Source organism: Rhizobium sp. P38BS-XIX, assembly GCF_012641435.1.
GTDB lineage: Bacteria > Pseudomonadota > Alphaproteobacteria > Rhizobiales > Rhizobiaceae > Rhizobium.
In genome coordinates this window covers 131817-156673 of sequence record NZ_JABAIJ010000005.1, presented here as the reverse complement: position 1 = coordinate 156673, position 24857 = coordinate 131817, and the positions used below count along the sequence as shown (strand labels likewise).

The 24857-nt window shown below is 60.7% G+C and carries 22 protein-coding genes; 11 read left to right on the top strand and 11 right to left on the bottom strand.

Annotated features, from left to right (window positions below):
* Positions 1 to 152: 152 nt before the first annotated feature.
* The 3 genes from HGP17_RS17520 to HGP17_RS17510 all read left to right on the top strand — a co-directional run bounded on the left by HGP17_RS17520 (position 153) and on the right by HGP17_RS17510 (position 8218).
* Complete coding sequence (locus HGP17_RS17520) at positions 153 to 5672, top strand: alpha-2-macroglobulin family protein (RefSeq protein ID WP_168811227.1); 5520 nt, start codon at positions 153 to 155, stop codon at positions 5670 to 5672.
* Between the two features lie 8 nt (positions 5673 to 5680).
* Positions 5681 to 7768, top strand: a complete 2088-nt coding sequence (pbpC, locus tag HGP17_RS17515) for a penicillin-binding protein 1C (protein ID WP_168811225.1) — start codon at positions 5681 to 5683, stop codon at positions 7766 to 7768.
* A gap of 90 nt (positions 7769 to 7858) precedes the next feature.
* Positions 7859 to 8218: a nuclear transport factor 2 family protein gene (locus tag HGP17_RS17510; RefSeq protein WP_168811223.1), complete on the top strand. Its 360-nt coding sequence runs from the start codon at positions 7859 to 7861 to the stop codon at positions 8216 to 8218.
* Between the two features lie 251 nt (positions 8219 to 8469).
* Here HGP17_RS17510 and pheT read toward each other — a convergent pair whose 3' ends face one another.
* From pheT to infC, 6 genes are all read right to left on the bottom strand, one after another.
* Positions 8470 to 10893, bottom strand: a complete 2424-nt coding sequence (gene pheT, locus HGP17_RS17505; protein ID WP_168811221.1) for a phenylalanine--tRNA ligase subunit beta — start codon at positions 10891 to 10893, stop codon at positions 8470 to 8472.
* 16 nt (positions 10894 to 10909) lie between these two features.
* Positions 10910 to 11992 (bottom strand): phenylalanine--tRNA ligase subunit alpha, encoded by a 1083-nt coding sequence (gene pheS, locus HGP17_RS17500; protein WP_168811219.1) that lies wholly within the window; start codon positions 11990 to 11992, stop codon positions 10910 to 10912.
* A 36-nt stretch (positions 11993 to 12028) separates the two neighbouring features.
* Positions 12029 to 12874: a serine/threonine protein phosphatase gene (locus HGP17_RS17495; protein ID WP_168811218.1), complete on the bottom strand. Its 846-nt coding sequence runs from the start codon at positions 12872 to 12874 to the stop codon at positions 12029 to 12031.
* Between the two features lie 131 nt (positions 12875 to 13005).
* Positions 13006 to 13410: a 50S ribosomal protein L20 gene (rplT, locus tag HGP17_RS17490; protein ID WP_168811216.1), complete on the bottom strand. Its 405-nt coding sequence runs from the start codon at positions 13408 to 13410 to the stop codon at positions 13006 to 13008.
* A gap of 37 nt (positions 13411 to 13447) precedes the next feature.
* On the bottom strand, positions 13448 to 13651 hold the full coding sequence (gene rpmI, locus HGP17_RS17485) for a 50S ribosomal protein L35 (protein ID WP_003544621.1): 204 nt from the start codon (positions 13649 to 13651) through the stop codon (positions 13448 to 13450).
* Between the two features lie 339 nt (positions 13652 to 13990).
* A complete protein-coding gene (gene infC / locus HGP17_RS17480; RefSeq protein WP_348648969.1) occupies positions 13991 to 14527 on the bottom strand; it encodes a translation initiation factor IF-3 in 537 nt (178 codons plus the stop codon).
* A 280-nt stretch (positions 14528 to 14807) separates the two neighbouring features.
* Between infC and HGP17_RS17475 the strand changes: the two genes are divergently transcribed.
* Positions 14808 to 15620, top strand: a complete 813-nt coding sequence (locus HGP17_RS17475; RefSeq protein WP_168811212.1) for an alpha/beta hydrolase — start codon at positions 14808 to 14810, stop codon at positions 15618 to 15620.
* 235 nt (positions 15621 to 15855) lie between these two features.
* The gene (locus HGP17_RS17470) at positions 15856 to 16455 is read left to right on the top strand and encodes a transglutaminase-like cysteine peptidase (RefSeq protein WP_168811210.1); all 600 of its coding nucleotides are present in this window, start codon (positions 15856 to 15858) and stop codon (positions 16453 to 16455) included.
* 309 nt (positions 16456 to 16764) lie between these two features.
* Here the strand turns inward: HGP17_RS17470 and mbfA are convergent, their stop codons facing one another.
* Positions 16765 to 17748: an iron exporter MbfA gene (gene mbfA / locus HGP17_RS17465; protein ID WP_168811208.1), complete on the bottom strand. Its 984-nt coding sequence runs from the start codon at positions 17746 to 17748 to the stop codon at positions 16765 to 16767.
* Between the two features lie 258 nt (positions 17749 to 18006).
* Between mbfA and HGP17_RS17460 the strand changes: the two genes are divergently transcribed.
* A complete protein-coding gene (locus tag HGP17_RS17460; RefSeq protein WP_168811206.1) occupies positions 18007 to 18474 on the top strand; it encodes a truncated hemoglobin in 468 nt (155 codons plus the stop codon).
* Positions 18475 to 18603: 129 nt separating this feature from the next.
* Positions 18604 to 18843 carry a hypothetical protein gene (locus HGP17_RS17455; protein ID WP_246704137.1) on the top strand — a complete coding sequence of 80 codons (240 nt, stop codon included), beginning with the start codon at positions 18604 to 18606 and terminating at the stop codon, positions 18841 to 18843.
* Between the two features lie 35 nt (positions 18844 to 18878).
* Here HGP17_RS17455 and HGP17_RS17450 read toward each other — a convergent pair whose 3' ends face one another.
* Complete coding sequence (locus tag HGP17_RS17450) at positions 18879 to 19799, bottom strand: EamA family transporter (RefSeq protein WP_168811202.1); 921 nt, start codon at positions 19797 to 19799, stop codon at positions 18879 to 18881.
* A gap of 222 nt (positions 19800 to 20021) precedes the next feature.
* Here HGP17_RS17450 and HGP17_RS17445 point away from each other — a divergent pair, with 222 nt between their 5' ends.
* The gene (locus HGP17_RS17445; RefSeq protein ID WP_168811200.1) at positions 20022 to 20627 is read left to right on the top strand and encodes an HAD-IA family hydrolase; all 606 of its coding nucleotides are present in this window, start codon (positions 20022 to 20024) and stop codon (positions 20625 to 20627) included.
* Positions 20628 to 20637: 10 nt separating this feature from the next.
* On the opposite strand, the gene HGP17_RS17440 is transcribed toward HGP17_RS17445, so the two are convergent.
* Positions 20638 to 21159 (bottom strand): GNAT family N-acetyltransferase, encoded by a 522-nt coding sequence (locus HGP17_RS17440; RefSeq protein WP_168811198.1) that lies wholly within the window; start codon positions 21157 to 21159, stop codon positions 20638 to 20640.
* 17 nt (positions 21160 to 21176) lie between these two features.
* A complete protein-coding gene (locus HGP17_RS17435) occupies positions 21177 to 21749 on the bottom strand; it encodes an XRE family transcriptional regulator (RefSeq protein WP_168811196.1) in 573 nt (190 codons plus the stop codon).
* A 170-nt stretch (positions 21750 to 21919) separates the two neighbouring features.
* On the opposite strand from HGP17_RS17435, the gene lepA reads away from it, so the two are divergent.
* From lepA to HGP17_RS17420, 3 genes are read left to right on the top strand one after another with little or no spacing between them, the layout of a single operon-like run.
* Positions 21920 to 23752: a translation elongation factor 4 gene (lepA, locus tag HGP17_RS17430; RefSeq protein WP_168811193.1), complete on the top strand. Its 1833-nt coding sequence runs from the start codon at positions 21920 to 21922 to the stop codon at positions 23750 to 23752.
* A 58-nt stretch (positions 23753 to 23810) separates the two neighbouring features.
* Entirely contained in the window at positions 23811 to 24041 is a 231-nt protein-coding gene (locus HGP17_RS17425; RefSeq protein WP_168811191.1) for a type II toxin-antitoxin system CcdA family antitoxin, read from the top strand.
* Positions 24041 to 24340 carry a CcdB family protein gene (locus tag HGP17_RS17420; protein ID WP_168811189.1) on the top strand — a complete coding sequence of 100 codons (300 nt, stop codon included), beginning with the start codon at positions 24041 to 24043 and terminating at the stop codon, positions 24338 to 24340. The genes HGP17_RS17425 and HGP17_RS17420 overlap by 1 nt, the downstream gene beginning before the upstream one ends.
* Before the next feature lie 2 nt (positions 24341 to 24342).
* Here the strand turns inward: HGP17_RS17420 and HGP17_RS17415 are convergent, their stop codons facing one another.
* Entirely contained in the window at positions 24343 to 24798 is a 456-nt protein-coding gene (locus tag HGP17_RS17415) for a GFA family protein (RefSeq protein WP_168811187.1), read from the bottom strand.
* Between the last annotated feature and the right edge of the window lie 59 nt (positions 24799 to 24857).

Sequence of the window (24857 nt, the reverse complement as noted above, 5' to 3'; positions counted from 1 at the left end):
ACACGTGAATCGCCTGATATGCGGGCGCTTTCAAGCTCATAGCAAAATCGTCATAGGCGCAAACCCGACACGCATGCTCCACGCTCGGTTGACAAACGGGTGCGAAATTTGAAGATTGCCGGCAATTAAAACGGGCAGCGTTGGGAGGACTTATGTCTAAGCGCGCGTTTATCGGCTTCTCTGCTTTTCTTCTCGCCACTTTCGCAGCTCTGAGCCCTTCGGCCGCGGCTGATGTCAAACGCCAGGTGGTCACCACCAAGGATGGCGATTACTTCGGCTTCGACCTGCGCACAGAGCAGAACGTGACACTGGATCAGTGCTCCGCGTCCTGCATCGGCGACAAGTCCTGCAAAGCCTTCACCTACAATCCGAAGGTGAAATGGTGCTTCATGAAGTCGGACTTCAACCAGCTCAACAGTTTTCCCGGCGCAATCGCCGGCAAGATCGTCGAGACGGCTGCTGCCAGCGAGCCGGATATCGGTGCTGCCCCTGCCCTTTCCTTCCTTTCTGACGATTTCGTTCAGAGTGCGCGCGATGCCAAGAGCACGCTGACGCTCGGCGACGAGCTGAAGGGTCAAGGCGTCGAGAGCCTGATCGCTCTTGGCCGCATCGAGCTCACCTCGGGCAATGTCAACGACGCCCTCAACGCCTTCCAGGGCGCGCTTTCGCTCAATCCGGACGACGGCGATTTGTGGATCGAAATGGCGCGTGCCGCCAACACGGTCACGAACGACACCTCGGTTTCGACCAAGGCGGCTTATGCGGCGCTCAACGGCTATCAATTGACCCGCACCAAGACCAGCCGCGCCGACGCGCTGGCCGTTCTTGCGGAGTCGCTGAAAAATGCGCAGAACTATCGCCCGGCGCTCAACGCCTACAAGGCGAGCCTCGATCTCGTCAGCTCCGCCGCCGTCCAGGCAGCCTATGACGATCTGAAGGCGCGGCAGGGCTTCCGCGTGACGGGCAATACGCTCGATAACGACAATGCCGCACCGCGCGCCTGCGTGCAGTTTTCCGAAAAGCTGGTGAAGAGCGGCGTCGATTACACGCCCTTCGTCACCGTCAATGGCGCGGCGCCGAAGGGTGTCGACGCAAAGGACAATCAGATCTGCGTTGAGGGCCTGGAATTCGGCCAGCACTACCGCGTTTCGCTGCGCGCCGGGCTGCCTTCGTCGGTCGGTGAAAACCTTCCGGCCCAGGTCAATGTCGATATTTACGTCAAGGACCGCCCGGCCTCGTTGCGCTTTACCGGCGACAATTTCGTGCTTCCGGCCACGGCGCGGCGCGGCATTCCGATCGTCTCGGTCAACGCCAGCTCGGCCAATCTCAAGCTCTATCGTATCGGCGACCGCAATATCGCGCAGCTCCTGAACAACTCGCAGTTCCTGACGCAGATGGACAGCTATAGCGCCCAGACCATCCAGGACACCAACGGCGAACTGGTGTGGCAGGGTTCCATCGAGATCACGCAGGAGCTCAACAAGGATGTCGCGACCAGCTTCCCGGTCGACGAAGCCCTGCCGAAGCGCAAGCCGGGCGTTTACGTTCTGACGGCGGTTGCTCCCAACAGCGGCGGCCAGGAATGGGATCCGCAGGCGACGCAGTGGTTCGTGGTGTCCGATATCGGCGTCACCACCTATGCCGGCACCGACGGCTTGAGTGTTTTTGCCCGCTCTCTCGGCAGCGCCAAGCCGCTCGCCAATGTTCAATTGCAGCTGCTTGCCAAGAACAATGAAATCCTCGGCACCGCGAAGACCGACGACAATGGCCGTGCTGTCTTCAGCGCCGGCCTGATGCGCGGCACCGCAGGCATGACGCCGGCCGTCATCACCGCTCAGAACGGCGATCAGGACTATGTGTTCCTCGACATGACGCGCGCCGGCTTCGATCTGTCGGACCGCGGCGTTTCAGGCAGAACCGCGCCCGGCGCGATCGACCTGCTGACATGGACCGAACGCGGCATCTACCGCGCTGGCGAAACCGTGCATGCATCCGCTCTTGCCCGCGACGTCAGCTCGACGGCGGTCGAGAACCTGCCGCTTACCTTCGTCTTCCTGCGCCCGGATGGCGTCGAGGATCGCCGCATCGTCACCGATGGCGGCAAGCTCGGCGGATACAATGTCGACCTGCCGCTGCAGCAGACATCGATGCGCGGCACGTGGACGATGAACATCTATACCGATCCCAAGGGCTCCTCCATCGGGTCGCAGACCTTCCTCGTCGACGACTTCGTGCCGGATCGTATCGAATTCGACATGAAGAGCGACGCGAAGGAGATCGAAGTCGGTCAGCCGACGCCTGTTAATGTCGACGGGCGCTATCTCTACGGTGCGCCGGCCGCCGGCCTCAATCTGGAAGGCGAAGTGACGCTCAAGCCGACGCGCCAGAGCGACGCCTACAAGGGCTATCAGTTCGGCCTCGCCGATGAGGGCGCAGGCAAGGACAACAATGACGGCGACGACGACAGCAGCAGTGGTGACAGCAAGGCCGAGAGCACGCAGGTGCCGCTCGAAGACCTGCAGGCGCTGGACGAAAACGGCAAGACCACCTTCAACGTCACGATCAACGACACGCCCTCGACCACGCAGCTGCTGAACGCCAACATCACGGTGCGCATGCAGGAAGCCGGCGGCCGCGCTGTCGAGCGCTCGCTGACGCTGCCCGTCAAGGCGGACGGCCCGCGCATCGGCATCAAGCCGGAATTCGACGGCAATCTCGGTGAAAACTCGGTTGGCAACTTCCATGTCATCGCCGTCGATGCCAATGGACAGAAGCAGGCGATGCAGGGCCTGACCTGGAAGCTGCTGAGCGTCGAGCGCAATTATCAATGGTATCGCGACGGCAACAGCTGGAAGTTCGAGCCGATCATGTCCACCAAGCAGGTGGCGGTCGGCACCATCAACGCCACGACCGATGGCGCGGCGATTTCCACGCCCGTCACCTGGGGCCGCTACCGCCTCGAAGTATCCAGCGCCGATGCCAATGGTCCGGAATCCAGCGTCGAGTTCAATGCCGGCTGGTACGTCGCCTCGACCTCGACGGAGACGCCGGATGCGCTTGAAATCGCGCTCGACAAGGAAAGCTACCATGTCGGCGATACCGCCAAGCTCAAGGTGACCTCGCGCTATGCCGGTCAGCTGATGGTGACAGCCGGCTCGGAAACCCTGATCTCGGTGACGAATGCCGATATCGGTGCAAACGGCGGCGAAGTGGACGTTCCCGTCACCGCCGATTGGGGTGCGGGCACCTATCTGACGGCAACCCTCTTCCGCCCCGGCGAAGCTCAGGAAAGCCGCATGCCGATGCGCGCCATCGGCATCAAGTGGGCACCCGTCGATCCCGGCGAGCGCAAGCTGCAGATCAAGATCGATGCGCCGCAGAAGACGCTGCCGCGTCAACCGCTCAGCGTCGCTCTGCAGGTTGCCGGCGCAGGCGCCAACGAAGACGCCTATGTCACGCTCGCTGCGGTCGATGTCGGCATCCTCAACCTGACGCGTTATCAACCGCCGGCACCGGACGACTGGTATTACGGTCAGCGCCAGCTCGGTCTCGAGATCCGCGATATCTATGGTCGCCTCATCGACGGCTCGCTGGGCGCAACGGGCAAGCTGCGCACCGGCGGCGACGGCGGACAGGTTGCCTTGCAGGCAAGCCCGCCGAAAGAAAAGCTCGTCGCCTTCTTCTCCGGCCCGATCAAGCTCGATGCCGAGGGCAAGGCTAATGTCAGCTTCGACATCCCGCAGTTCAACGGCACGGCACGTCTGATGGCTGTTGCATGGTCGAAGTCCGGTGTCGGCCACGCGACGCAGGATGTGATCATCCGCGATCCGGTCGTCGTCACCGCAAGCCTGCCGAAGTTCCTGGCGCCGGGAGACAAGGCGAACCTGCGTCTCGACGTCGCAAACACAGATGCTCCTGCCGGCGAGTATACGCTGGCCGTCACCGGCAATAGCGCCGTTACCGTGGACGCAAGCGCCACGCAGCAGAAGATCAACCTGCAGACCGGCGGAAAGTACAATATTACGCTGCCACTGACGGGCGGACAGCCCGGCGACGGCACGGTATCGATCAAGCTGTCGAATGCTTCGGGCATGTCGCTCCATCAATCGGTCGACGTCCCCGTTCGCCCGGCGCAGCTGCCGGTCACCGAACGCCGGATCATTGCGCTTGCCCCGGGCAAGAGCCTGACCGTGAACTCCGACCTTCTCGCCGACAGCGTGCTGCCGGGCGCCTCGGTCAGCCTCAATGTCAGCCGTTCCAACGCGTTCGACGTGCCGGGCCTGCTGATGAGTCTTAGCCGCTATCCCTATGGCTGCGCCGAACAGACCGCGAGCGGCGCGCTGCCGCTGCTCTACTTCAGCGACATGGCGGTCAAGAACGGGCTTGCGGACGACAACGAGATCCACAAGCGCGTGCAGGATGCCATCTATCGCGAACTATCCTACCAGTCCTCCACCGGCAGCTTCGGCCTCTGGAGCCCTGGCTCGGGCGATATGTGGCTCGACTCCTACGTGACCGACTTCCTGACCCGCGCCCGCGAGCAGAAGTACAACGTGCCGGATCAGGCCATGGTGCAGGCACTGGAAAACCTCCAGAACTCGCTCAGCTCCAACACCAACGTCAAGGATAACGGCAACGAGATCGCCTACGCGCTCTATGTGCTGGCGCGCAACAAGAAGGCCTCGATCAGCGATCTGCGCTACTATGCGGATACGATGCTGAACGACTTCCCGACGCCGCTGTCCAAGGCTCATCTGGCTGCGGCGCTGGCGCTTTATGGAGATGCGCAGCGCTCGCGCAACATCTTTATCGATGCCCTGCAGATGTCGCAGAAGGCGGCGACCACGAAGGTCAGCTTCGTGCGCTCGGATTACGGCTCATCGTTGCGTGATGGTGCTGCCGTACTGGCACTGGCCGCCGAAAGCCGTCCCGTACCGCCGATCATTCCGGATCTTGCAAGCGTCGTCGCCAAGGATTGGCAGACCAAGAAGTACACCAGCACGCAGGAACAGACCTGGATGCTGCTGGCCGCCCGCGCGCTGCAGGATGGTGACGACGGGCTGACGCTCGACGTTAACGGCGCCCCGCATAGCGGCACCTACATGGCCCAGATGAGCGGCGACGCGCTGATGGGCCACGCCTTGACCGTCACCAACACGACGCGCCAACCGCTATCAGCGGCCGTGACCACGGTGGCGGCCCCGGTTGCGCCGCTGCCGGCCAGCGGCAACGGCTTCAAGATCGAGCGCAAGTACTACACGCTCGACGGTGAAGAGGCGAACGTCAGCCAAGCACAGCAGAACGAACGCTACGTCGTCGTGCTGCATGTGACCGAGAGCAACGACTGGCCGCAGCGTCTTCTCGTAACCGATCTGCTGCCAGCCGGCTTCGAGATCGACAATCCAAGCATCGTCAACAGCGCCCAGCTGACGAATTTCGACTGGCTCAGCGACATCCAGCCCGCCCATGTCGAATTCCGCAGTGATCGCTTCGTCGCAGCCTTCGACCAGGCGGCGGGTGCGGACCGCGACCTGACCTTCGCCTATGTCGTGCGCGCCGTGACCCCGGGCGTCTATGACCATCCGGCCGCAAGCGTTGAGGATATGTATCGTCCGCAATTCTCCGCCCGCACCGCGATGGGCCGCATGGAGGTGCTGGCCGCCCAGCAGTAAGCGCAGCCATGAAGGCACGATGGAAGATTGCGATCGGCTTTGGAGCCACCGCCCTTGCGGTGGTGGCTCTGGTCTTCGGCCTTGAAGCCGCGGACCGCGCCTATCCGCCGCCGCTGGACGGCGCGCGCGTGGTTTCGGCCGAGGTGCTTGACGCCAATGGCGATCTCCTGCGTGCCTTCGCCACGCCCGAGGGGCGCTGGCGGCTGAAGACTGACGTTGCCGATGTCGATCCGCAATTTCTGCGCATACTGGTCGCCTATGAAGACCGGCGCTTCTACGATCACCACGGCGTCGATCCCATGGCGGTCGGACGTGCCTTTCTGCAGCTCGTCACGCATGGTCGCATCGTATCGGGCGGTTCGACGCTATCGATGCAGGTCGCACGCCTGATCGAGCCACGCAGCGAACGCTCGATGACGGCCAAGCTTCTGCAGATGGTGCGCGCCATCCAGATCGAGCGGCGGCTGACCAAGGAACAAATCCTCGACCTCTACCTGACACATGCCCCCTATGGCGGCAATCTGGAGGGCGTGCGGGCCGCAAGCCTTGCCTATTTCGGCAAGGAGCCGAAGCATTTGACCGTTGCGCAGGCGGGCCTGCTCGTGGCGCTGCCGCAGCTACCGGAAAAGCGCCGGCCTGACCGCAATCTCGCCGCTGCGCAGGCGGCCCGCCATCGCGTGCTCGCACGCGCTGCGGTCGCCACGGTGATCGGCGAAGGCGAAGCGGAACGCGCCTCGCTTTCGCCTATTCCGTCTCAGCGCAGGCAGCTGCCGGCCTATGCCGCCCATCTGGCCGAACTGGCGCTCAAAAAGCAGCCGGGCGTCATCCAGCACAAGACAACACTGCGCCGCGATGTCCAGCAGGGACTGGAAGCCGTTGCAGATGCGGCGGCAAAGCGGCTCGGGCCGAAAGTTTCCGTCGCGATGATCATGGCGGATGCCAAGACCGGCGAGATCATCGGTGAAGTCGGATCGGCCAACTATTTCGATTCCTCCCGCTCCGGCTGGGTCGATATGACCCGCGTGCTGCGCTCACCCGGCTCGACGTTGAAACCCTTCATCTACGGCCTTGCCTTCGAACAGGGTTATGTGGCGCAGGAAACGATCATCGAGGATCGTCCCGCCGACTTTTACGGTTATCGCCCCCGCAATTTCGACATGAGCTACCAGGGAGATGTCAGCGTACGTCAGGCGCTGCAGCTATCCCTCAATGTCCCGGCCGTGCGTCTGCTCGATGCGGTTGGGCCGACACGGCTGCTGGTGCGCTTTCGCCGCGCCGAGGTGAAGCCGAAGCTGCCGCCGAACGAGGCGCCCGGGCTTGCCATTGGCCTTGGCGGTGTCGGCGTGACGCTCAAGGATCTCGTGCAGCTCTATGCCGGGCTTGCCAATCGCGGCAAGGCAATGCGGATCGGCGACGGCGTCCAGGATGAGGCGGGGCCGATCGACAGCGAGCCGCTGATGGAGCCGATCGCTGTGTGGAACATCACCGACATTCTATCCGACATCATCGCGCCGCGCGGCAGCAAGCAGCTCGGCATCGCCTACAAGACCGGGACCAGCTACGGCAACCGCGATGCCTGGTCGATCGGTTATGACGGAGCACATGTGCTCGGCGTCTGGGTGGGCCGCCCGGACAATGGCGCCGTGCCGGGGCTGGCAGGCTATGTGTCGGCCGCGCCGATCCTGTTCGAGGCCTTTGCCAAATCCGGCGTTGCGATAACCCCCTTCCCTTCGGCTCCCATGGGCGCGGTGCGGATCGCGCCGACCGAGCTGCCGATCAGCCAGCGACGCTTTTCCGTGACCGCTGCCGGCCTGCTGGCGGCTTCCAGTCGAGAGCCGGCGCCGCAGATCGTCTATCCGCCGGAAGGCGCGCGGGTAGACCTCGGCGCAAGCGGCAATGGCAGCGAGATGATGCCGCTGGCGCTGAAGCTTCAGGGGGGGCGGGCGCCGTTCCGCTGGCTCGCCAATGGCAAGCCGCTGCCAGACATGTCGCGACGGCGCACCAACCAGTGGACGCCAGATGGCGCCGGCTATTCGACACTGACCGTCATCGATGCGGCCGGGCGCGCCGCCAGCGTACGGGTTTTCGTCGAGTAGCGGTCTTTTGATCGGCATGGCGCTGTCTCATTTTTGTCAGCCGGCGCCGGTTATGCTATTCTGCGCATGTCTCAAACGAGGAATGACGAGATGTCGGAAGAGCAGGCAATCCGTGCGGTTGTTCATCTCTATGTCGATGGCATGGCATTCGCGAATGAGCCGGCGCTGCGCAAGGCATTCCACCCGCAAGCGGCGATCATCGGCAATTATCAAGGCGCGGTGGAATGGATGACGCGGGATGAATTCATCGCTGCCATCGTCGAACAGGGCGGAGCGCCACCGGATACGATACCGCTGATGGATATCGAGATGATCGATATCGAAGGCGACGCGGCGAGCGTCAAGGTCGTCGACGAGTTCGCCGGCATGCGGTTTTCAGACTATCTGTCGCTGGTGAAGATCGACGGCCGGTGGAGTGTGGTGAACAAGGTCTACCATCTGCATCGGTGACTGATACGGCACCGAATATGCCGGGCCTCTGATACCCCCTCTGTCGCTTTCGCGACATCTCCCCCACAAGGAGGGAGATCGTTGGGAGTATGCCGCACGCTCTCTCAAACTTAAAAGCTTTGGCGTCGACAGCTTCGATATTTGATTTAGGCGTGAGGGTTCCGCGAGCGACCAATCTCCCCCTTGTGGGGGGAGATGTCCCGACAGGGACACAGGGGTGCCGAGCTCTCCGCGAACCCGGCAGTAGCCGATTACCCTCTCAGGACCCCGCCCGTCGACTTCGTGACGTTGGCGACGATCTTCTGGGTCAGCGCCTCGAAATCCTCGTCGGTCAGGGTGCGCTCGGCCGGCTGGATCTGCACTTCGATGGCGATGGACTTCTTGCCTTCGCCGAGCGACGCGCCCTCGAAAATGTCGAAGACGTTGACGCCGGTGACCAGCTTGCGATCAGCGCCGACGGCCGCGCGGACGACGGCGCCGGCTTCCACCGACTTCTCGACCACAAAGGCGAAGTCACGCTTGACGGCCTGGAACGGAGAAAGCTCCAGCGCCGGCTTGGTGCGGGTCGCCTTCTTCTTCGGCTCGGGCATGGCATCGACATAGACTTCGAAGCCGGCGAGAGCACCGGACACGTCAAGCGCTTCCAGCGTCTTCGGATGGAATTCGCCGAAATAGCCAAGCACGACCTTCGGACCCATTTTGATGGTGCCGGAACGGCCGGGGTGATACCAGGCCGGGCCACCCTGCTCGATCTGGATATTGCCCATCGGCAGACCGCAGGCTTCGATCACGGCGAGAGCATCGGCCTTGGCGTCGAAGACGTCGACCGGCTTGCCGCCGCCCTTGGCAGCGTTCGACCACATGCGGCCGGCACCTGACAGCGTTGCCGTGCCGCGACGGATACCGCCGGCGACGCGACGCTGGCCCGCAGGCGTGTCGTTTTCATAGGTGCCGGACACTTCGAAGATCGCGACGTCGCCATAGCCCTTGTCGGCATTGCGCTGCGCGGCCGAAAGAAGCCCCGGCAGCAGCGAGGGGCGCATGTCGGACATGTCGGCGGCAATCGGGTTGGCGAGCTTCAGTGCATTGGAGCCACCGCCGAAGAGCTTGGCCTGATCTTCCGGAATGAACGACCAGGTGACGGCTTCCAGCATGCCGCGAGAGGCCAGCGCGCGCTTGGCCGTGCGCGTGCGGATCTGCAGCGTCGTCAGGATCTTGCCATTGACGGCGGCATGGCTGCTCAGCGGCTGCGGCTTGATGTTGTCGACGCCGTGGATGCGCATGATTTCTTCGACGAGATCGGCTTTGCCGTCGACATCCGGACGCCAGGATGGAACGGAGACCGAGATGCGCTCACCCGAACCGGAGACCGAGAAGCCCAGCTTGTTCAGAATGGACTTGCTCTCGTCGGCCGAAACTTCGAGGCCGGTCAGCCGCTTGACTTCCGACAGCGGGAAATCGACGACCTTGGCCTCATAGCCCTCATAACCTTCGACCCGCGCCGTGGCAGCCGTGCCGCCGCAGCAGGCAAGCACCAGCTCCGTCGTACGCTCGAGGCCGGGCATCATATATTCCGGATCGACGCCGCGCTCGAAACGGTAGCGCGCATCGGTGATGATGCCGAGACCGCGGCCACTCTTGGCGATGTTCATCGGATCCCAAAGGGCCGACTCGATCAGCACATCGGTCGTGTTTTCATCACAGCCGGAATGCTCGCCGCCCATGATGCCGCCGATCGACTCGATGCCGTTGTCATCGGAGATCACGACGTTGCTGGGATTGAGCTTGTATTCGCGTTCGTCCAGCGCCAGCACGGTTTCACCGTCCCGGGCGCGACGCACGACCAGATTGCCCTTGACCTTGGCAGCGTCGAAGACGTGCATCGGACGGCCCTGGTCGAAGGTCATGTAGTTGGTGATATCGACCAGCGCGCTGATCGGGCGCAGACCGATGGCGAGCAGGCGCTGCTGCATCCATTTCGGGCTCGGGCCGTTCTTGACGCCGCGCACGAGGCGTAGCGCAAAGCCCGGGCAAAGGCGCGTGTCATCCAGATCGATCTTGAGCTCGGTCGTCGTTTCGCCGGCGATGGCAAAGGACGGCGTGCTGCGTGGCTTCAGCGTGCCGAGGCCGGAGGCGGCAAGATCGCGAGCGATGCCGTAAACGCCGGTGCAATCCGGGCGGTTCGGCGTCAGGTTGATCTCGATGACCGCATCGTCGAGGCCGGCATAGCTGGCAAAGCTCGTGCCGACGGGCGCATCTTCCGGAAGGTCGATGATGCCGTCATGGCTATCGGAGATTTGCAGTTCCTTTTCCGAGCACATCATGCCGCGGCTTTCGACGCCGCGGATGTTGCCGATGGCAAGCGTCACGTCAATACCGGGAACATAGGTGCCGGGAGCCGCAAACGCACCGACGAGGCCGGCGCGCGCATTGGGAGCGCCGCAGACGACCTGAACGGGCGTGCCGCTGCCGATATCGACCATCAGCACCTTCAGGCGATCGGCCTGCGGGTGCTTTTCAGCCGAGAGGACCTTGGCGATGACGAAGGGCTTGAACGCCGCCTTGTCGTCGACGTCTTCCACTTCCAGCCCGATCTGTGTCAGGCGGGTGCAGACCTCGTCGAGCGTGGCGTCGGTTTCCAGATGCTCTTTCAGCCAGGAGAGTGTGAATTTCATGTGCTTTATCCCTTCCTTACGCGCTCAGACCGCCGAACAGGGTCGGCATATCGAGCGGGCGGAAGCCATAGTGGTTCATCCAGCGGACATCGGCGTTGAAGAAGTCGCGCAGGTCGGGCATGCCGTATTTCAGCATGGCGATGCGGTCGAGGCCCATGCCCCAGGCAAAGCCCTGATATTCGTCCGGATCGAGGCCGCCATGGCGCAGCACGTTGGGATGCACCATGCCGCAGCCGAGGATTTCCATCCAGTCGGTGCCTTCGCCGAACTTGACGATCGGGCCGGAACGGTCGCACTGAATATCCACTTCGAAGGACGGTTCCGTGAACGGGAAGAACGACGGGCGAAAGCGCATCGTCACATTATCGACCTCGAAGAAAGTCTTGCAGAATTCTTCGAGCACCCAGCGGATGTTGGCGACGTTGGCCGTCTTGTCGATGACGAGGCCTTCGACCTGATGGAACATCGGCGAATGGGTGGCGTCGCTATCCTGACGATAGGTCTTGCCGGGGATGATGATGCGGATCGGCGGCTTCTGCGCTTCCATGGTGCGCACCTGCACCGGCGAGGTGTGCGTGCGCAGCACCTTGCGCTCACCGTTCTCATCCGGCTGGAAGAAGAAGGTATCGTGCATCTCGCGCGCCGGGTGCCCTTCCGGGAAGTTCAGCGCCGTGAAGTTATAATAGTCGGTCTCGACATCGGGACCCTCGGCGATCGAGAAGCCCATATCGCCGAAGATGGCGGTGATCTCGTCGACGATCTGGCTGATCGGGTGGATGCGTCCGCGTTCGGCCGGCGAAGAGCGAACCGGCAGGCTGACATCGACGGTCTCGGCCTTCAGCTTGGCATCGATCGCGGCATCACGCAGCAAGCCCTTGCGGGCATTGATGGCGTCCGTGACGGAGTTCTTCAGCGCATTGATGGCCGCGCCGCGTGTCTGCCGCTCTTCCGGCGACATCGAGCCCAACGTCTTCAGCAGTTCCGAGACCGAGCCCTTCTTGCCGAGCGCGGCGACCCTAACGGCTTCGATCGATTGCTCGTCGGTCGCCGCGGCCACATCGGCCATGAGTTGGGTTTCTAGCGTATCGAGTTCCGTCATCTGGTCCTGCCTTGCGGACCACGGGCCAACGGGCACTCAGTCCACGGAATAATTGGTGAACGCATGCATCAGAAAGCTTGTCGCAACGATGAAGCGCTGGAGATCACTACCCATGTGCACGCGGCCAATCAACCGGGCAAGGAACAAAAAACCGCCGAGAAAGCGAATCATGCGCTCAAGCTCGGCGCGCGCAGCTGCCGGCGCCTGCGCAGACCAGGCTTCATAAGCCCTGTTTTGCGTTTCAAGGCCAAGGCGCGCCCCGGTGGCAATCTGCAGGAAGAGCAGCCAGATGTCTCGAGCCTGCGCCACTTCGAGCGGCATGACGGTCTGCGGGTCTTCCTCGAAATCCATGAAGCCGAGCCGATTGCCGACGAAGAACATGTCGCGTGGATAGGGCCGACCATGGCAGAGCCCCTTGGCATGCAAACGGCCGAGTTCGGCGGCACAGGCGACCATGAGATCGTCATGTGCGGTCGGGTCGCTCTCCTTCAGCTGGGCGAGACGCCGCTGAACGGTGATCCCGGCATCAGCCAGCACGATGGCGCCGTTGGATGCATAAAGAACATCCGGAACCGCGATGCCTCTCTCCTTGAACGCACCGATACGCTGCGTTTCGCGCTCCGCCATCTCCCGTGGAGACAGATATGCGGAGGGACGCAGGAAAGCGACGGGGATGATGCGCGAGAGAGCGGTCTGCAGATGACGCCAAGCCGGCGGCTTTTCGGTGCCGTAGCGCTTAATCCAGACCTGACGCGAAGAGAGAGCGACGCGCTCCACGCGTTTCGAGCCGCCGACCAGCACCGTCAGCAAGGCCTCGATATCCTTACTATTGAGATTGGGTATGGAATTTAGTTCCGAAGTCTTGCCATTCAACAATTTCACCGAATCCCCGAGAAGCGGGAAACCCCGACGTAATCATCGCAAACCGATTGTATATCGGAAAATACAAAGCCCGCGCTGCTTGCACAAGCGCGGGCTTCATAAAAATGACAAAAACTGCCTAAGCGTTGCCGTTAGCCAACAGTCGCTTCGAACTCGTTCTTCGTGCCGGCTTCCTTGAGGTACTCAAGTGCCTTCTTCGAAGCAGCAACGAGCGCACCAAAGGCTTCCGCTTCATGGATAGCCATGTCGGAGAGAACCTTGCGGTCGACTTCGATGCCAGCCTTGGTCAGACCGTCGATGAAACGGCCATAGGTCAGGCCGTGTTCGCGGACGGCAGCGTTGATACGCTGGATCCAGAGGGCGCGGAAGTTGCGCTTGTTAACCTTGCGGTCGCGATAAGCGTACTGCTTCGAACGATCGACAGCGGCCTTGGCGGTCCGGATGGTGTTCTTGCGGCGGCCGTAGAATCCACGAGCCTGCTTCAGAACCTTCTTGTGCTTGGCGTGGGCGGTAACGCCTCTTTTTACGCGTGCCATATCATGATCTCCTTAGTCTATAGCGTTACGAATAGTCTTAGAGACCGTTCGGCAAGTAGTTCTTGATAACCTTACGGCCATCCGGTTCAGCGAGAACCATGGTGCCGCGAGCATCGCGAATGAACTTGTTGCTACGCTTGATCATGCCGTGGCGCTTGCCAGCAGCGGCTGCCTTGACCTTGCCGGTCGCGGTGATCTTGAACCGCTTCTTGGCAGAGGACTTCGTCTTCATCTTGGGCATTTTGCTACTCCTTCGATGCTTCCTGGCGCGCTTTGCTAAAAGCCCTTCACACAGATCCGGACAAGCCAGGCTGCAAAAGGTGCCGGAGCGTTTGTTGTTGAACTGCGGATCCGGTGACGAACCGTTCCGCAAGCATTCTGAACTGCCACGGCATGCCCTGCCGGTCAGTTCGGACGCGCGCTTATAACCGCAGTTGCCCGTAAGTGCAACGGGCCGCGCGCCTGAATCTTTGCAGATCGATGACAAGGCTCGTGGGCCTGCCTAAAAAGGAAATGGACCTGCTTAAAAAGGAAAAAGCCGCCCAATGGACGGCTCCGACCTCTTATTTCAACTTACGCCTCACTTCGGCGCAAGCACCATCATCATCTGGCGGCCTTCGAGCTTGGGCTCGGCTTCCACCTTGGCGATCTCGAGCGTGTCTTCCTTGACCTGCTGAAGAAGCTTCATACCGAGTTCCTGGTGAGCCATTTCGCGGCCACGGAACTTCAAGGTAACCTTCACCTTGTCACCTTCTTCAAAGAAACGGCCAATCGCCTTCATCTTCACCTCATAGTCATGGGTGTCGATGTTCGGACGCATCTTGATTTCTTTGACTTCGACGATCTTCTGCTTCTTGCGCGCCTCGGCGGCCTTCTTCTGGTTGGCATATTTCAGCTTGCCCAGATCGAGGATCTTGCACACAGGCGGTTCAGCATTGGGGGAAATCTCTACCAGATCGAGACCGGCCTCCTCAGCCATCTTCAATGCCTGGTCAGTTGGGACAATGCCCATATTCGCGCCGTCAGCCGTGATAAGCTGAACTTTGGGAATGCGAATTTCCCTGTTGGAACGCGGCCCATCCTTCACGGGCGCGTCGGCTTTAAAAGGTCTGCGAATGGTCGTATTCTCCACGAATTGTTTCGGACGGCTGCAGCCTCTCGCTCCCCGTCGGCGCAACTGACGGAAATGTCGTAAAAGCTGTGTTGAAGTCAATAGCATGACAGGAGGAAAAAAGCACCTCCTGTATGTCAATGGAGCGTCACAGAGGCATAAGATGCACTAAGGACACAGTATCTTCCCGCTCAATATAGGAATGTCCGACGCAAAGGTCGAGGATTTTTCGGGTCATGCGTTTGCGAATCTGCTTTATAGGGCAAAAAATTCCGGGAGTTTCTTGATGTCCGAAGCAGCTACAGCCAATCAGCCGGCCTTCATTTCCGTAGGAGAAGGCGAAAACAAGCGGCAGATCGCCATTAGCGAGCGCGCCGCCGGCAAGGGCTTGAAGAATGTCAGCTTCGTCTGGCTGTCCGGCTATCGTTCCGACATGAGTGGCACCAAGGCCGTTGAGCTGGACGCGCTTGCCGACAGACTTGGCTTCGGCTGCATTCGCTTCGACTATTCCGGCCACGGACAATCGGGCGGCCAGTTCACAGACGGCACGATCTCGCGCTGGCTGGAAGAGGCGTTGGCGGTCATCGAACACGTCAAGCCGAAGAAGATCGTTCTCGTCGGCTCGTCGATGGGCGGCTGGATCGCGCTCAGGGTCATTCAGGAGCTGCGCAAGCGCAAGAAAGCGCCTGACGTCGCCGGTCTCGTGCTGATCGCGCCCGCGCCCGACTTTACCATCGACCTCATCGAACCCAATCTTTCCGATGTCGAGCGACGCTCGCTCGCCGAACGCGGCTTTTTCGAAGAACCGTCGGAATACAGCCCCGAGCCGAATATCTTCACCCGCGCTCTGATCGAAGACGGCCGCGCCAACCGGGTGCTCACCGGCATCATCGAGACGGGTTGCCCCGTGCACATTCTACAAGGCATGGAAGATGCGGACGTTCCCTTTGCCCATTCGTTAAAGCTCGTCGAGCATCTGCCGGCTGACGATGTCGTGTTAACACTTGTGCGCGACGGCGATCATCGCCTTTCGCGGCCGCAGGATCTCGAGCGCATGCTGACGGCTGCAGAGACGCTTGCCCTGCATAATACGCAGTAATAGCAGAAACTTACCTCAATGATCATAAAAGCTTCGCCCGGTTTTCCGGGCGAATTCGCATGCGCGCGCATAATCAGAAGAGGTAGAGAATGATGGCAACTATAGTCTTGATTGTGCCAAAATTAACCATACGACCGGGTTCCGGCGTTAACACTTAAGTAACGATTGACTTGGCGCGCCCCCCTACATTAACAATTTGTTAACAAATGCAGGGACGATACAAGGAATAGTGGGCGTGCGTATTAAGGGCCTTTTGGTTACTTTCGCTGCTGTCGTTGCGATGTCGTCGTCGGCGATGCCGGCATCTCAACAGACCGCATCCATGACGGTCGGCAACATTACTTCCCAGCCGATCGGGCACTATGATTTCTGTCAGCGTCACACCGACGAATGCGGCCCGATCCGCAATGTCGGCCCCGTGGATATGAATGCCGCGTCCTGGGCTCTGGTCAACCAGATCAACCTGCGCGTCAACAAGACGATCCGCCCGGCAACGGACATGGAAGTTTACGGCCAGGAAGAATACTGGGAATATCCGAAGACGGCCGGCGACTGCGAAGATTTTGCCCTGCTGAAGCGCCGCATGCTGATGCAGAGCGGGATTTCCGCTTCCAACCTGCTGATGACCGTTGTCCGCAAGCCCGATGGCGAAGGCCATGCCGTGCTGACGCTGCGCACCAAGCAGGGCGACTATATCCTCGACAACCTTGAGGACGAGATCAAACTCTGGTCGAAGACCCCCTATTCCTATCTCAAGCGCCAGGCGAGCTTCAACGCCGGCCGCTGGGTCACCATCGAGAACGGAAACGACATTCTGGTCGGTTCGGTCAAGTAAGCGTTAGAAAACATACTGCAGGAAAAAGGCCGCCGCATGCGCCGGCCTTTTCTTCATTCACATGTGATGAACGCGGTCCTCCCTCGCACGTGCTGGCCTCTTTGGGTTGACCCCGAACGCGCAAGAATTCCCGTCTGCTTCGTGTCGCGAAAACGCTCTCCGTTCGGCTTCATCGCGCATTTCAACCGGAAGAGCGCAACACGGCTTTCGTGGAAATGCGCTAATGGTTCGTATTGCCTTGCCGGTTTTCACATGCCGCTCATGCGTGCCGCCGGAGCCACTTGATTGAAACCAGAGAGCGGCAACACATTAAGCATTGCCGATCAGAATGCCGGCCGCCAGAACGAGCGAACCGCCGACAACAACCTGGAACGCAGCGCGCAGGAACGGTGTCTCCATATACTTGTTCTGGATAAAGGCGATGGCCCAGAGTTCGAAGAAGACGACGATGGCGGCTATCGCGGTCGCGGTCCAGAAATGCGGGATAAGGTAAGGCAACGCATGACCGAGACCGCCCAGCGCCGTCATGATACCGCAGGCTAGGCCGCGCTTGATGGGCGAGCCACGACCGGAAATCTTGCCGTCATCATGCGCAGCTTCGGTGAAGCCCATCGAAATGCCCGCGCCGACGGAGGCTGAAAGTCCGACGAGAAAGGTCTGCCATGTCTGCTGCGTGGCGAAGGCCGCGGCAAAGATCGGCGCCAGCGTAGAGACGGAACCATCCATCAGCCCGGCCAGACCCGGCTGCACATAGGTCAACACGAATTGGCGGCGCGCCTGCGCATCTTCCTCATGCTTGACCGTTTCCGGCGTATGCTTTTCGCCAAGCATGCGGGCAACGTCTTCATGCCCCTGCTCCGCCAGCGCGAGATCGCCGAGAAGCTGGCGGGTCGAGGCATCGGATACCTGCTTGGCCGCCTCGACATAAAAATTATAAGCCTGCTGCTCCATTGCCTCGGCCTCGTCGCGCATGGCGTCGAGCGAGAGATTCCGGCGCAACCAGTCCGGCTTGCGCTCATAGAAGCCGCGTACGTGCTCGCGGCGGATCAGCGGGATACGCTCGCCAAAGCGGCGGCGATGCATATCGATCAACGTCTTGCGATGGCTGTCCTCGACTTCGGCCATGTCCTCGAAGACCTTGGCGGAGTCCGGATAGTGAGGCCGGAGCGTATCGGCATAGGCCAGATAGATGCGGGAATCGTCCTCTTCGGCGGCGATGGCGATCGCCAGGATTTCCTGCTCGGACAAAGATGTGAAACGGCGTTTTGACGGACGGAACAAGCCAGAAAACATCGGGGGCAACCTTATAAATTTAGAATTATTCTAATTCTAAATTGGGTCGCCGTGCCGGTCAAGCGCCTAGGCGATGCCATAAGGATCAAAGGCGTCGAAAATTTACCCGATGCAATCGAGTGCGCCGGCAGATCGCGAGGCAATGCAGACAGAATGCCGCAATGTGCTCGCGGCATCTTGGTTGTATCGGCAAATTGCATACATAGGGGGCGAAAGCTGGCCACTGCGCTCTCTCGCAGGCGCGCCCGGAGATAGTGAATGGAACAGGAACTGCAGGCTCGCGCCGCCCACCTCGCCGGTATTCGCGAGAAGGCCGAGGCCGAAATGGCGCGCATCGGCATCGATGCCGCCTTCATCGACAGGCTGGTCGACACATTCTATGGCCGCGTCCAGGCGCATCCCCGGCTAGGACCGGTCTTCGACGGACGCCTTGCCGGCCGCTGGCCCGAGCATATGGAAAGAATGAAACGATTCTGGTCCTCGGTCGCCTTAAAAAACGGCGCTTATGGCGGCAAGCCGGTGCAGGCGCATCTCGGCGTCGAAGGAATGAGCGCCGATCTCTTCCCGGAATGGCTGGCGCTTTTCTCCGCAACGCTCGCCGACATCGCGCCTTCCGTCGAAGCGAGAAACTGGTTCATGGCGACGGCAGAACGCATCGCCAAAAGCCTGACGCTCTCGCTCTTTTACAATCCGGCACTGGATGATCCAGCAAAGAAGACGGTTTAAGGCGCTCCATGCAACAAGCTTGCGGCAGCTCCGCCTAATCGGTGAAATCGGGATCGCCAGAGATTCGCGCTTTTGAGCGCTTTACTGTATGGACGGCAATGCAATTCTAGGGAGGGCTATGTCTTGCAGATGAGCATGTCTTTGACGCAATCCGCCCTGCTGCTGCTTCTGACCATTCTGTCTTTGGCCGTCTCTTCTCGTGTGGCACGCTATCCACAAAGGACCATTGCGGGCGTCGGACTTGGCGTCATCACCGGCCTCGTGCTGATCATCGCCATGTCTTATGCTGTTGGTTTTATAGGCTACGTTCTGCCCTTCGGCCAAATCGATTTTTGGTTGGCAAGTTGGGTCAACAGCATTCTTCGCTGAACAGGGACACTGGCGAAGATCAGCGCTAGGATGGTCTAGCTGCTGCGCTTCGTTGTGAAAACCGTCGCTCCGATACTGGCGGAAACGACCAGTGCCGTGCCGAACATCTGCGATGGCGTCATCGGCTGCGAGAGGATGACGAAGCCGGCGAATGCGCCGATGGCGGGTTCAAGGCTCATAAGGATGCCGAACGACGAGGTCGGCATACGCCGCAACGCCACCATTTCCAATATATAGGGCAGCAGCGGCACGAGGAGCGCCAGGCCAGCGATTTCCAACACGCCGAATGCCGTCAGATGCGGAGCTGCCGAAGCCAGGCCGAAGGGTGTCGACACAACCGCGGCGACGAGCAGCGACATGGAAAGACCTTCGAGACCCTGGAAGGCGTTGCCGACCTTCTTGGTCAGGAGGATATAGCAAGCCCAACCAGCGCCGGCGCCGATCGCAAAAAGGACGCCCGGCAGATTGCCGACCCATTCCTCGCCGTCATAGGCCAGCAGAAGAACACCGATGGCGGCAAAGACCGGCCACAGAAGCTGCCGGCTCAGCCCGAAGCCGAGGGTGGCGACCAGCAGCGGCCCGAGAAATTCGATGGCGACGGCAAGACCCAAAGGAATACGCGCGATCGCCGAGAAGAAGGACGTCGTCATCAGCGCTGAAACGGTGCCGAGCGCCAGCACGCCGAGCCACTGCGATCGATCATAGCTCAGGATCTTCGGGCGCACGATGATCGCCAGCGCGAGGGAAGCGAAGACAAGCCGCAGCCACGTCGCGCCCGCCGGCCCGTAAGCATTGATGATCGGCGACGACAGGGCAGAGCCGAACTGAATGCACGACATGGACATGACGCACATCAGCACGCCGGCGGCAATGCCACCGGACGTTGGCGCAACATCAGGATGCGGCATCAGCGCCGCGCCGCCATCCGATCCGCTGTCGACAAGCTTCTGTTCCATGGATCCCCCCAACTAGGCGGCGTTTGTAGAGGCACGGCGATCCACTGGCAAATTCAAAGTTTTCATCCTGCGATAAGGTGCTTTGATGCAAAAGCTGCCCTAACTCGGGGAGCTTTCAGCGCTCTGGCGAAGTTTGGACGCATGCGCACCTCCCAAGGAAGGCCTTGAACGACATCGCAAAGAACATCACCTTCCTCACATCTGAAGAATAGAGGCCGGCGCATGAAACTCCTGATGGTCGATGTCGATGGTGTTTTGGTTCATGGCCGACCGAGCGACGGACTACCGCTTTTCACCTATCTCGAACGCGATCTCGGCTTGTCGCTGGAGGTACTGCAGGAGACCTTTTTCAAGCCCTATTGGAAAGACATCGTCACCGGCCGCGACGCGATCGAGCCGAGGCTGACGGAGGTTCTCGGCAGGATCGCGCCCGAGCTTCAGGCGAGAACGCTGATCGACTACTGGTTCGAAAACGACTCGCGCCTCGATCATGGCCTGCTCGATGAGCTTGCAGCACTGCGCATCGGCGGTACCAAGTTATTTCTTGCGACCAACCAGGAGCACATGCGTGCCGCCTATCTGATGGAGACACTCGGGTTGTCATCGTGCTTCGACGGCATTTTCTATTCCGCCGCCCTTGGTCATCAAAAGCCTTCGGCCGAGTTCTTCCGGCTGGCGACAGATCGTGTCGGTCTCGCCGCAAACGAGATCGGCTTCATCGATGATGTGGAAGCCAATGTCGAGGCCGCGCGGCAATTCGGCTGGAAGGCGATGCAGTGGACATCGGGCTCCAGACTGCAGGATGCCGTTGCCGCTTTCTCCACCTGAGCAATCTCTTTCAGGCAGCGATGCGCTTGAAGAATATGGTCGTGTCGCAAAGGCCGCCTTCAGGCCACATGGCGTAATCGGGCACGACGCCGACGCGTTGCCAGCCGAGGCGCGGATAGATCGCCTCCGCATCGCTACCGGTCGCGGTATCGAGCACCAGCAAGGTCTTGCCGATACTGATAGCTTCGCGCTCCGCCGCTTCCATCAGGAGACGGGCAAGACCTTGGCCGCGCGCCGAACGATGCACGAGCAGCTTCTTCAGATCGCCGCGATGGGGCTGGTTCGGCATCTGCGCGGCACCGACCTGCACCGTCCCGACAACCCTGCCCTCGACCGCGGCGACGAACAGCAGCGTCGCGCCGCTCTCGACGCCATCGGCGACACCATGCCAGTAGGGCAAGGCATCATCTGTTCCGTAAGGCTGCATGAAGCCGACGGACGCACCACTGTTGACGCAATCGACCAGCACATCGCAGAGATCCGGAAGGGCGGCGCGAGCCTCGGCGGCGGAGAGAAGACGAATGTCGATCATGAAAAAGTCCTTGGAGCTTATGAACGGCCGCGATCGAGGATGACGCTGTAGCGCGCCGGACCCTCGCCGGGATTATGGAAGGCATGGCCGTCGCCAATGCCCATGAAGAGGCAGTCGCCGGGCATCAGGCGGTAGGTGACCTCACGATGCGTCACATCCATCTCGCCCTCGAACAACCAGACATGCTGTGTCATCTCGGCGCTTGCGGTATTCGGCGGGAAGATGACGGACGCGCCGGCGGGAAAGATGACTTCGACGACATCGACCTGCGAACCCGTTGCCGGCGGCGAGACGGCGCGCCTGACATAGCCTGTTCCAGGATCACGCCAGATCGCCTGCTTCTCGTGGCGGGCAAGCGGTGACACTTCCTCATGCTCCCTAGCAAAGAAAGCCGAGAGCGACAGGCCGAGTGCTGCGCAGAGCCGTGACAGCAGCGAGGCCGTCGGGCTCGCTTCCGCCCGCTCGATGCGCGAGATCATGGCTCGGCTGACGGCCGAGGCATTGGCAAGTTCATCCAGCGTCAGGCCGCGGGCGATGCGCAGTTCCTTGATACGCACACCGATCGCCCGATCCAGATCATCATCCGCCATTGCCGAGGTCTCACACTCAATATTCCATTATAAGAGAAATACACGATCTCATGATGGAATCAAGTGAGCCTTTGCACTCGCCGTCGCCGGCGCCGAAAAGGCTAACATAACGTGAAGATAGCCGCTAAAGCCCTGCTTTTCCGCTTTGCGGCGCGGGGCGGCGCTGCTATATGGCGCGCATGAGCACCAATTCCACCACTCCGCTTTCGCATATCCGCAACTTCTCGATCGTGGCCCATATCGACCACGGCAAATCGACGTTGGCCGACCGCCTGATCCAGACGACGGGCGGCCTTGCCGAACGCGAAATGTCGGAACAGGTGCTTGATAATATGGAGATCGAGCGCGAGCGCGGCATCACCATCAAGGCCCAGACCGTGCGCCTGCACTATAAGGCCAAGAATGGCGAGACCTATATCCTCAATCTGATCGACACGCCCGGGCACGTCGACTTCGCCTATGAAGTCTCGCGCTCGCTGTCGGCCTGTGAGGGATCGCTGCTGGTGGTCGATGCGTCTCAGGGTGTCGAAGCACAGACGCTCGCCAACGTCTATCAGGCGATCGACAACAATCACGAGCTCGTCACCGTCCTCAATAAGATCGACCTGCCGGCGGCCGAACCCGACCGCATCAAGGACCAGATCGAGGAAGTGATCGGCATCGACGCCTCCGACGCGGTACTGATTTCGGCGAAGACCGGCCTCGGCATTCCCGACGTATTGGAAGCCATCGTCAACAAACTGCCGGCGCCGAAGAGCGCGGGCGGCGAAAAGGCGGCGCTGAAGGCGCTGCTGGTCGACAGCTGGTACGACACCTACCTCGGCGTCATGGTTCTCGTGCGCATCATCGACGGCACGCTGACCAAGGGCCAGACCATCCGCATGATGGGCACGGACGCGAAGTATCAGATCGAGCGCGTCGGCGTTCTCACGCCGAAGATGGTTGCCGTCGATAGCCTCGGCCCGGGCGAGATCGGCTTCATCACCGCCTCGATCAAGGAAGTGGCCGACACCCGCGTCGGCGATACCATCACCGAGGACAAGCGTCCGACCGCCGAAGCGCTGCCGGGCTTCAAGCCGGCGCAGCCTGTCGTGTTCTGCGGCCTCTTCCCGGTCGATGCCGCCGATTTCGAAGACCTGCGCTCGGCCATGGGCAAGCTGCGCCTCAACGACGCCAGCTTCTCCTTCGAAATGGAATCGTCCGCCGCTCTCGGCTTCGGCTTCCGCTGCGGCTTCCTCGGCTTGCTGCACCTGGAAATCATCCAGGAGCGCCTGGAGCGCGAATTCAACCTCGACCTGATCGCGACGGCCCCTTCGGTCGTCTATCAGCTCACCATGACCGACGGCACCGAGATCGAGCTGCACAACCCGGCCGACATGCCCGACGTGGTCAAGATTTCCGAATTCCGCGAACCGTGGATCAAGGCGACGATCCTGACGCCGGATGACTATCTCGGCTCGATCCTGAAGCTCTGCCAGGACCGCCGCGGCATCCAGACCGAGCTGACCTATGTCGGCAACCGCGCCATGATCACCTACGACCTGCCGCTCAACGAAGTCGTCTTCGACTTCTACGACCGCCTGAAGTCGATTTCGAAGGGTTATGCCTCCTTCGACTACAGCCTGACCGACTATCGCGAGAGCGACCTCGTCAAGATGTCGATCCTCGTCAATGCCGAGCCGGTGGACGCGCTCTCGATGCTCGTGCACCGCTCCGCTGCCGAAAAGCGCGGCCGCGTCATGTGCGAAAAGCTGAAAGACCTGATCCCGCAGCACATGTTCCAGATCCCGATCCAGGCCGCTATCGGCGGGCGCATCATCGCCCGCGAAACGGTGAAGGCACTGCGCAAGGACGTGACCGCCAAGTGCTACGGCGGCGACGCCACCCGCAAGCGCAAGCTGCTCGACAAGCAGAAGGAAGGCAAGAAGCGCATGCGGCAGTTCGGCAAGGTCGAAATCCCGCAGGAAGCGTTTATTGCCGCGCTGAAGATGGGGGATGAGTGAGGGCCTTATCAAAGGCAAACTATGCGCATATAATTTGCGCATAGTTTAGGAGCACCTCATGACCCAGACAACGCGAAAAGCCGCAAATTTGTCTCTCGACGAGACGCTCATTTCGGATGCACGCGAATTAAAAATCAATATCTCACGTGCTGCTGAAGACGGTATCGCGCGCGCTATCAAGGCTGAGCGGGAGCGCCTGTGGCTTCTGGAAAATACTGAGGCCATCGAACAAGCCAATGTTTATGTAGAAAAGCACGGCTTGCCGTTTGGAAAATATCGGCAGTTCTGATGGCAAGGTTCCATGTCTATGGCCTGAAGCAAGGTCGAGCTCTCGCACTCGATCTTCAATCTGATTTGCTGGAGAGGCTAAGCACGCGGATCATGGCGCCATTGCTTCGCGTGGAAGATGTGTCGACGCCAATAGCAAGGCTCAACCCGCAATTCACTATCGCTGGCGAGACTTATACCATGGCGACCCAACTCATGGCAGCTATACCGCTCATCGAAATCGGTGAGTTAGTTGCCGATCTCAGTTCGCACGGCGATCAGATTACCGCCGCGACCGACTTTCTTTTTCAGGGCTTTTGATCTTAGTTCCCCGCCATATATTCCTTCGTCAGCCCCTCATACTCTTCCATAGCCGGCAGCGCGGCGTAGCTGTGCTTGGCGGGCGTCGTCACCCAGGACAGCTTTTCGCTCGTCCAGGTCTCGACGAAGGGGGTGAACCAGCTGGGGTCATCAAGCATGGTGGCACGAACGTTGACGAACCAGTCGACGCCTTCGAGCTTCGTGAACATCCAGCTCATGCAATGCGGGCAGAAATAGTGATGAATGACATCGCCATGCAGGCCGCCGATGACAGGCTTGCCTGCGGTGACCTCGAAGCCCTGCGTCGGGATGGCGGCGCTCAGCGAATAGGGGCCGCCGGTCATGCGCTGGCAGCCCGTACAGTGACAGGCCATGGTCAGCATTGGCTTGGCGTTGATCTTCAGCCGCACCTGCCCACAACGGCAGCTGCCTTCGCAAGGTAATTCCAGCGCGCTCATGATATCCTCTCCTCCGATGTCATCGTGTTCTCGTATGGGCAGCTTGCTGTTCAATCCGT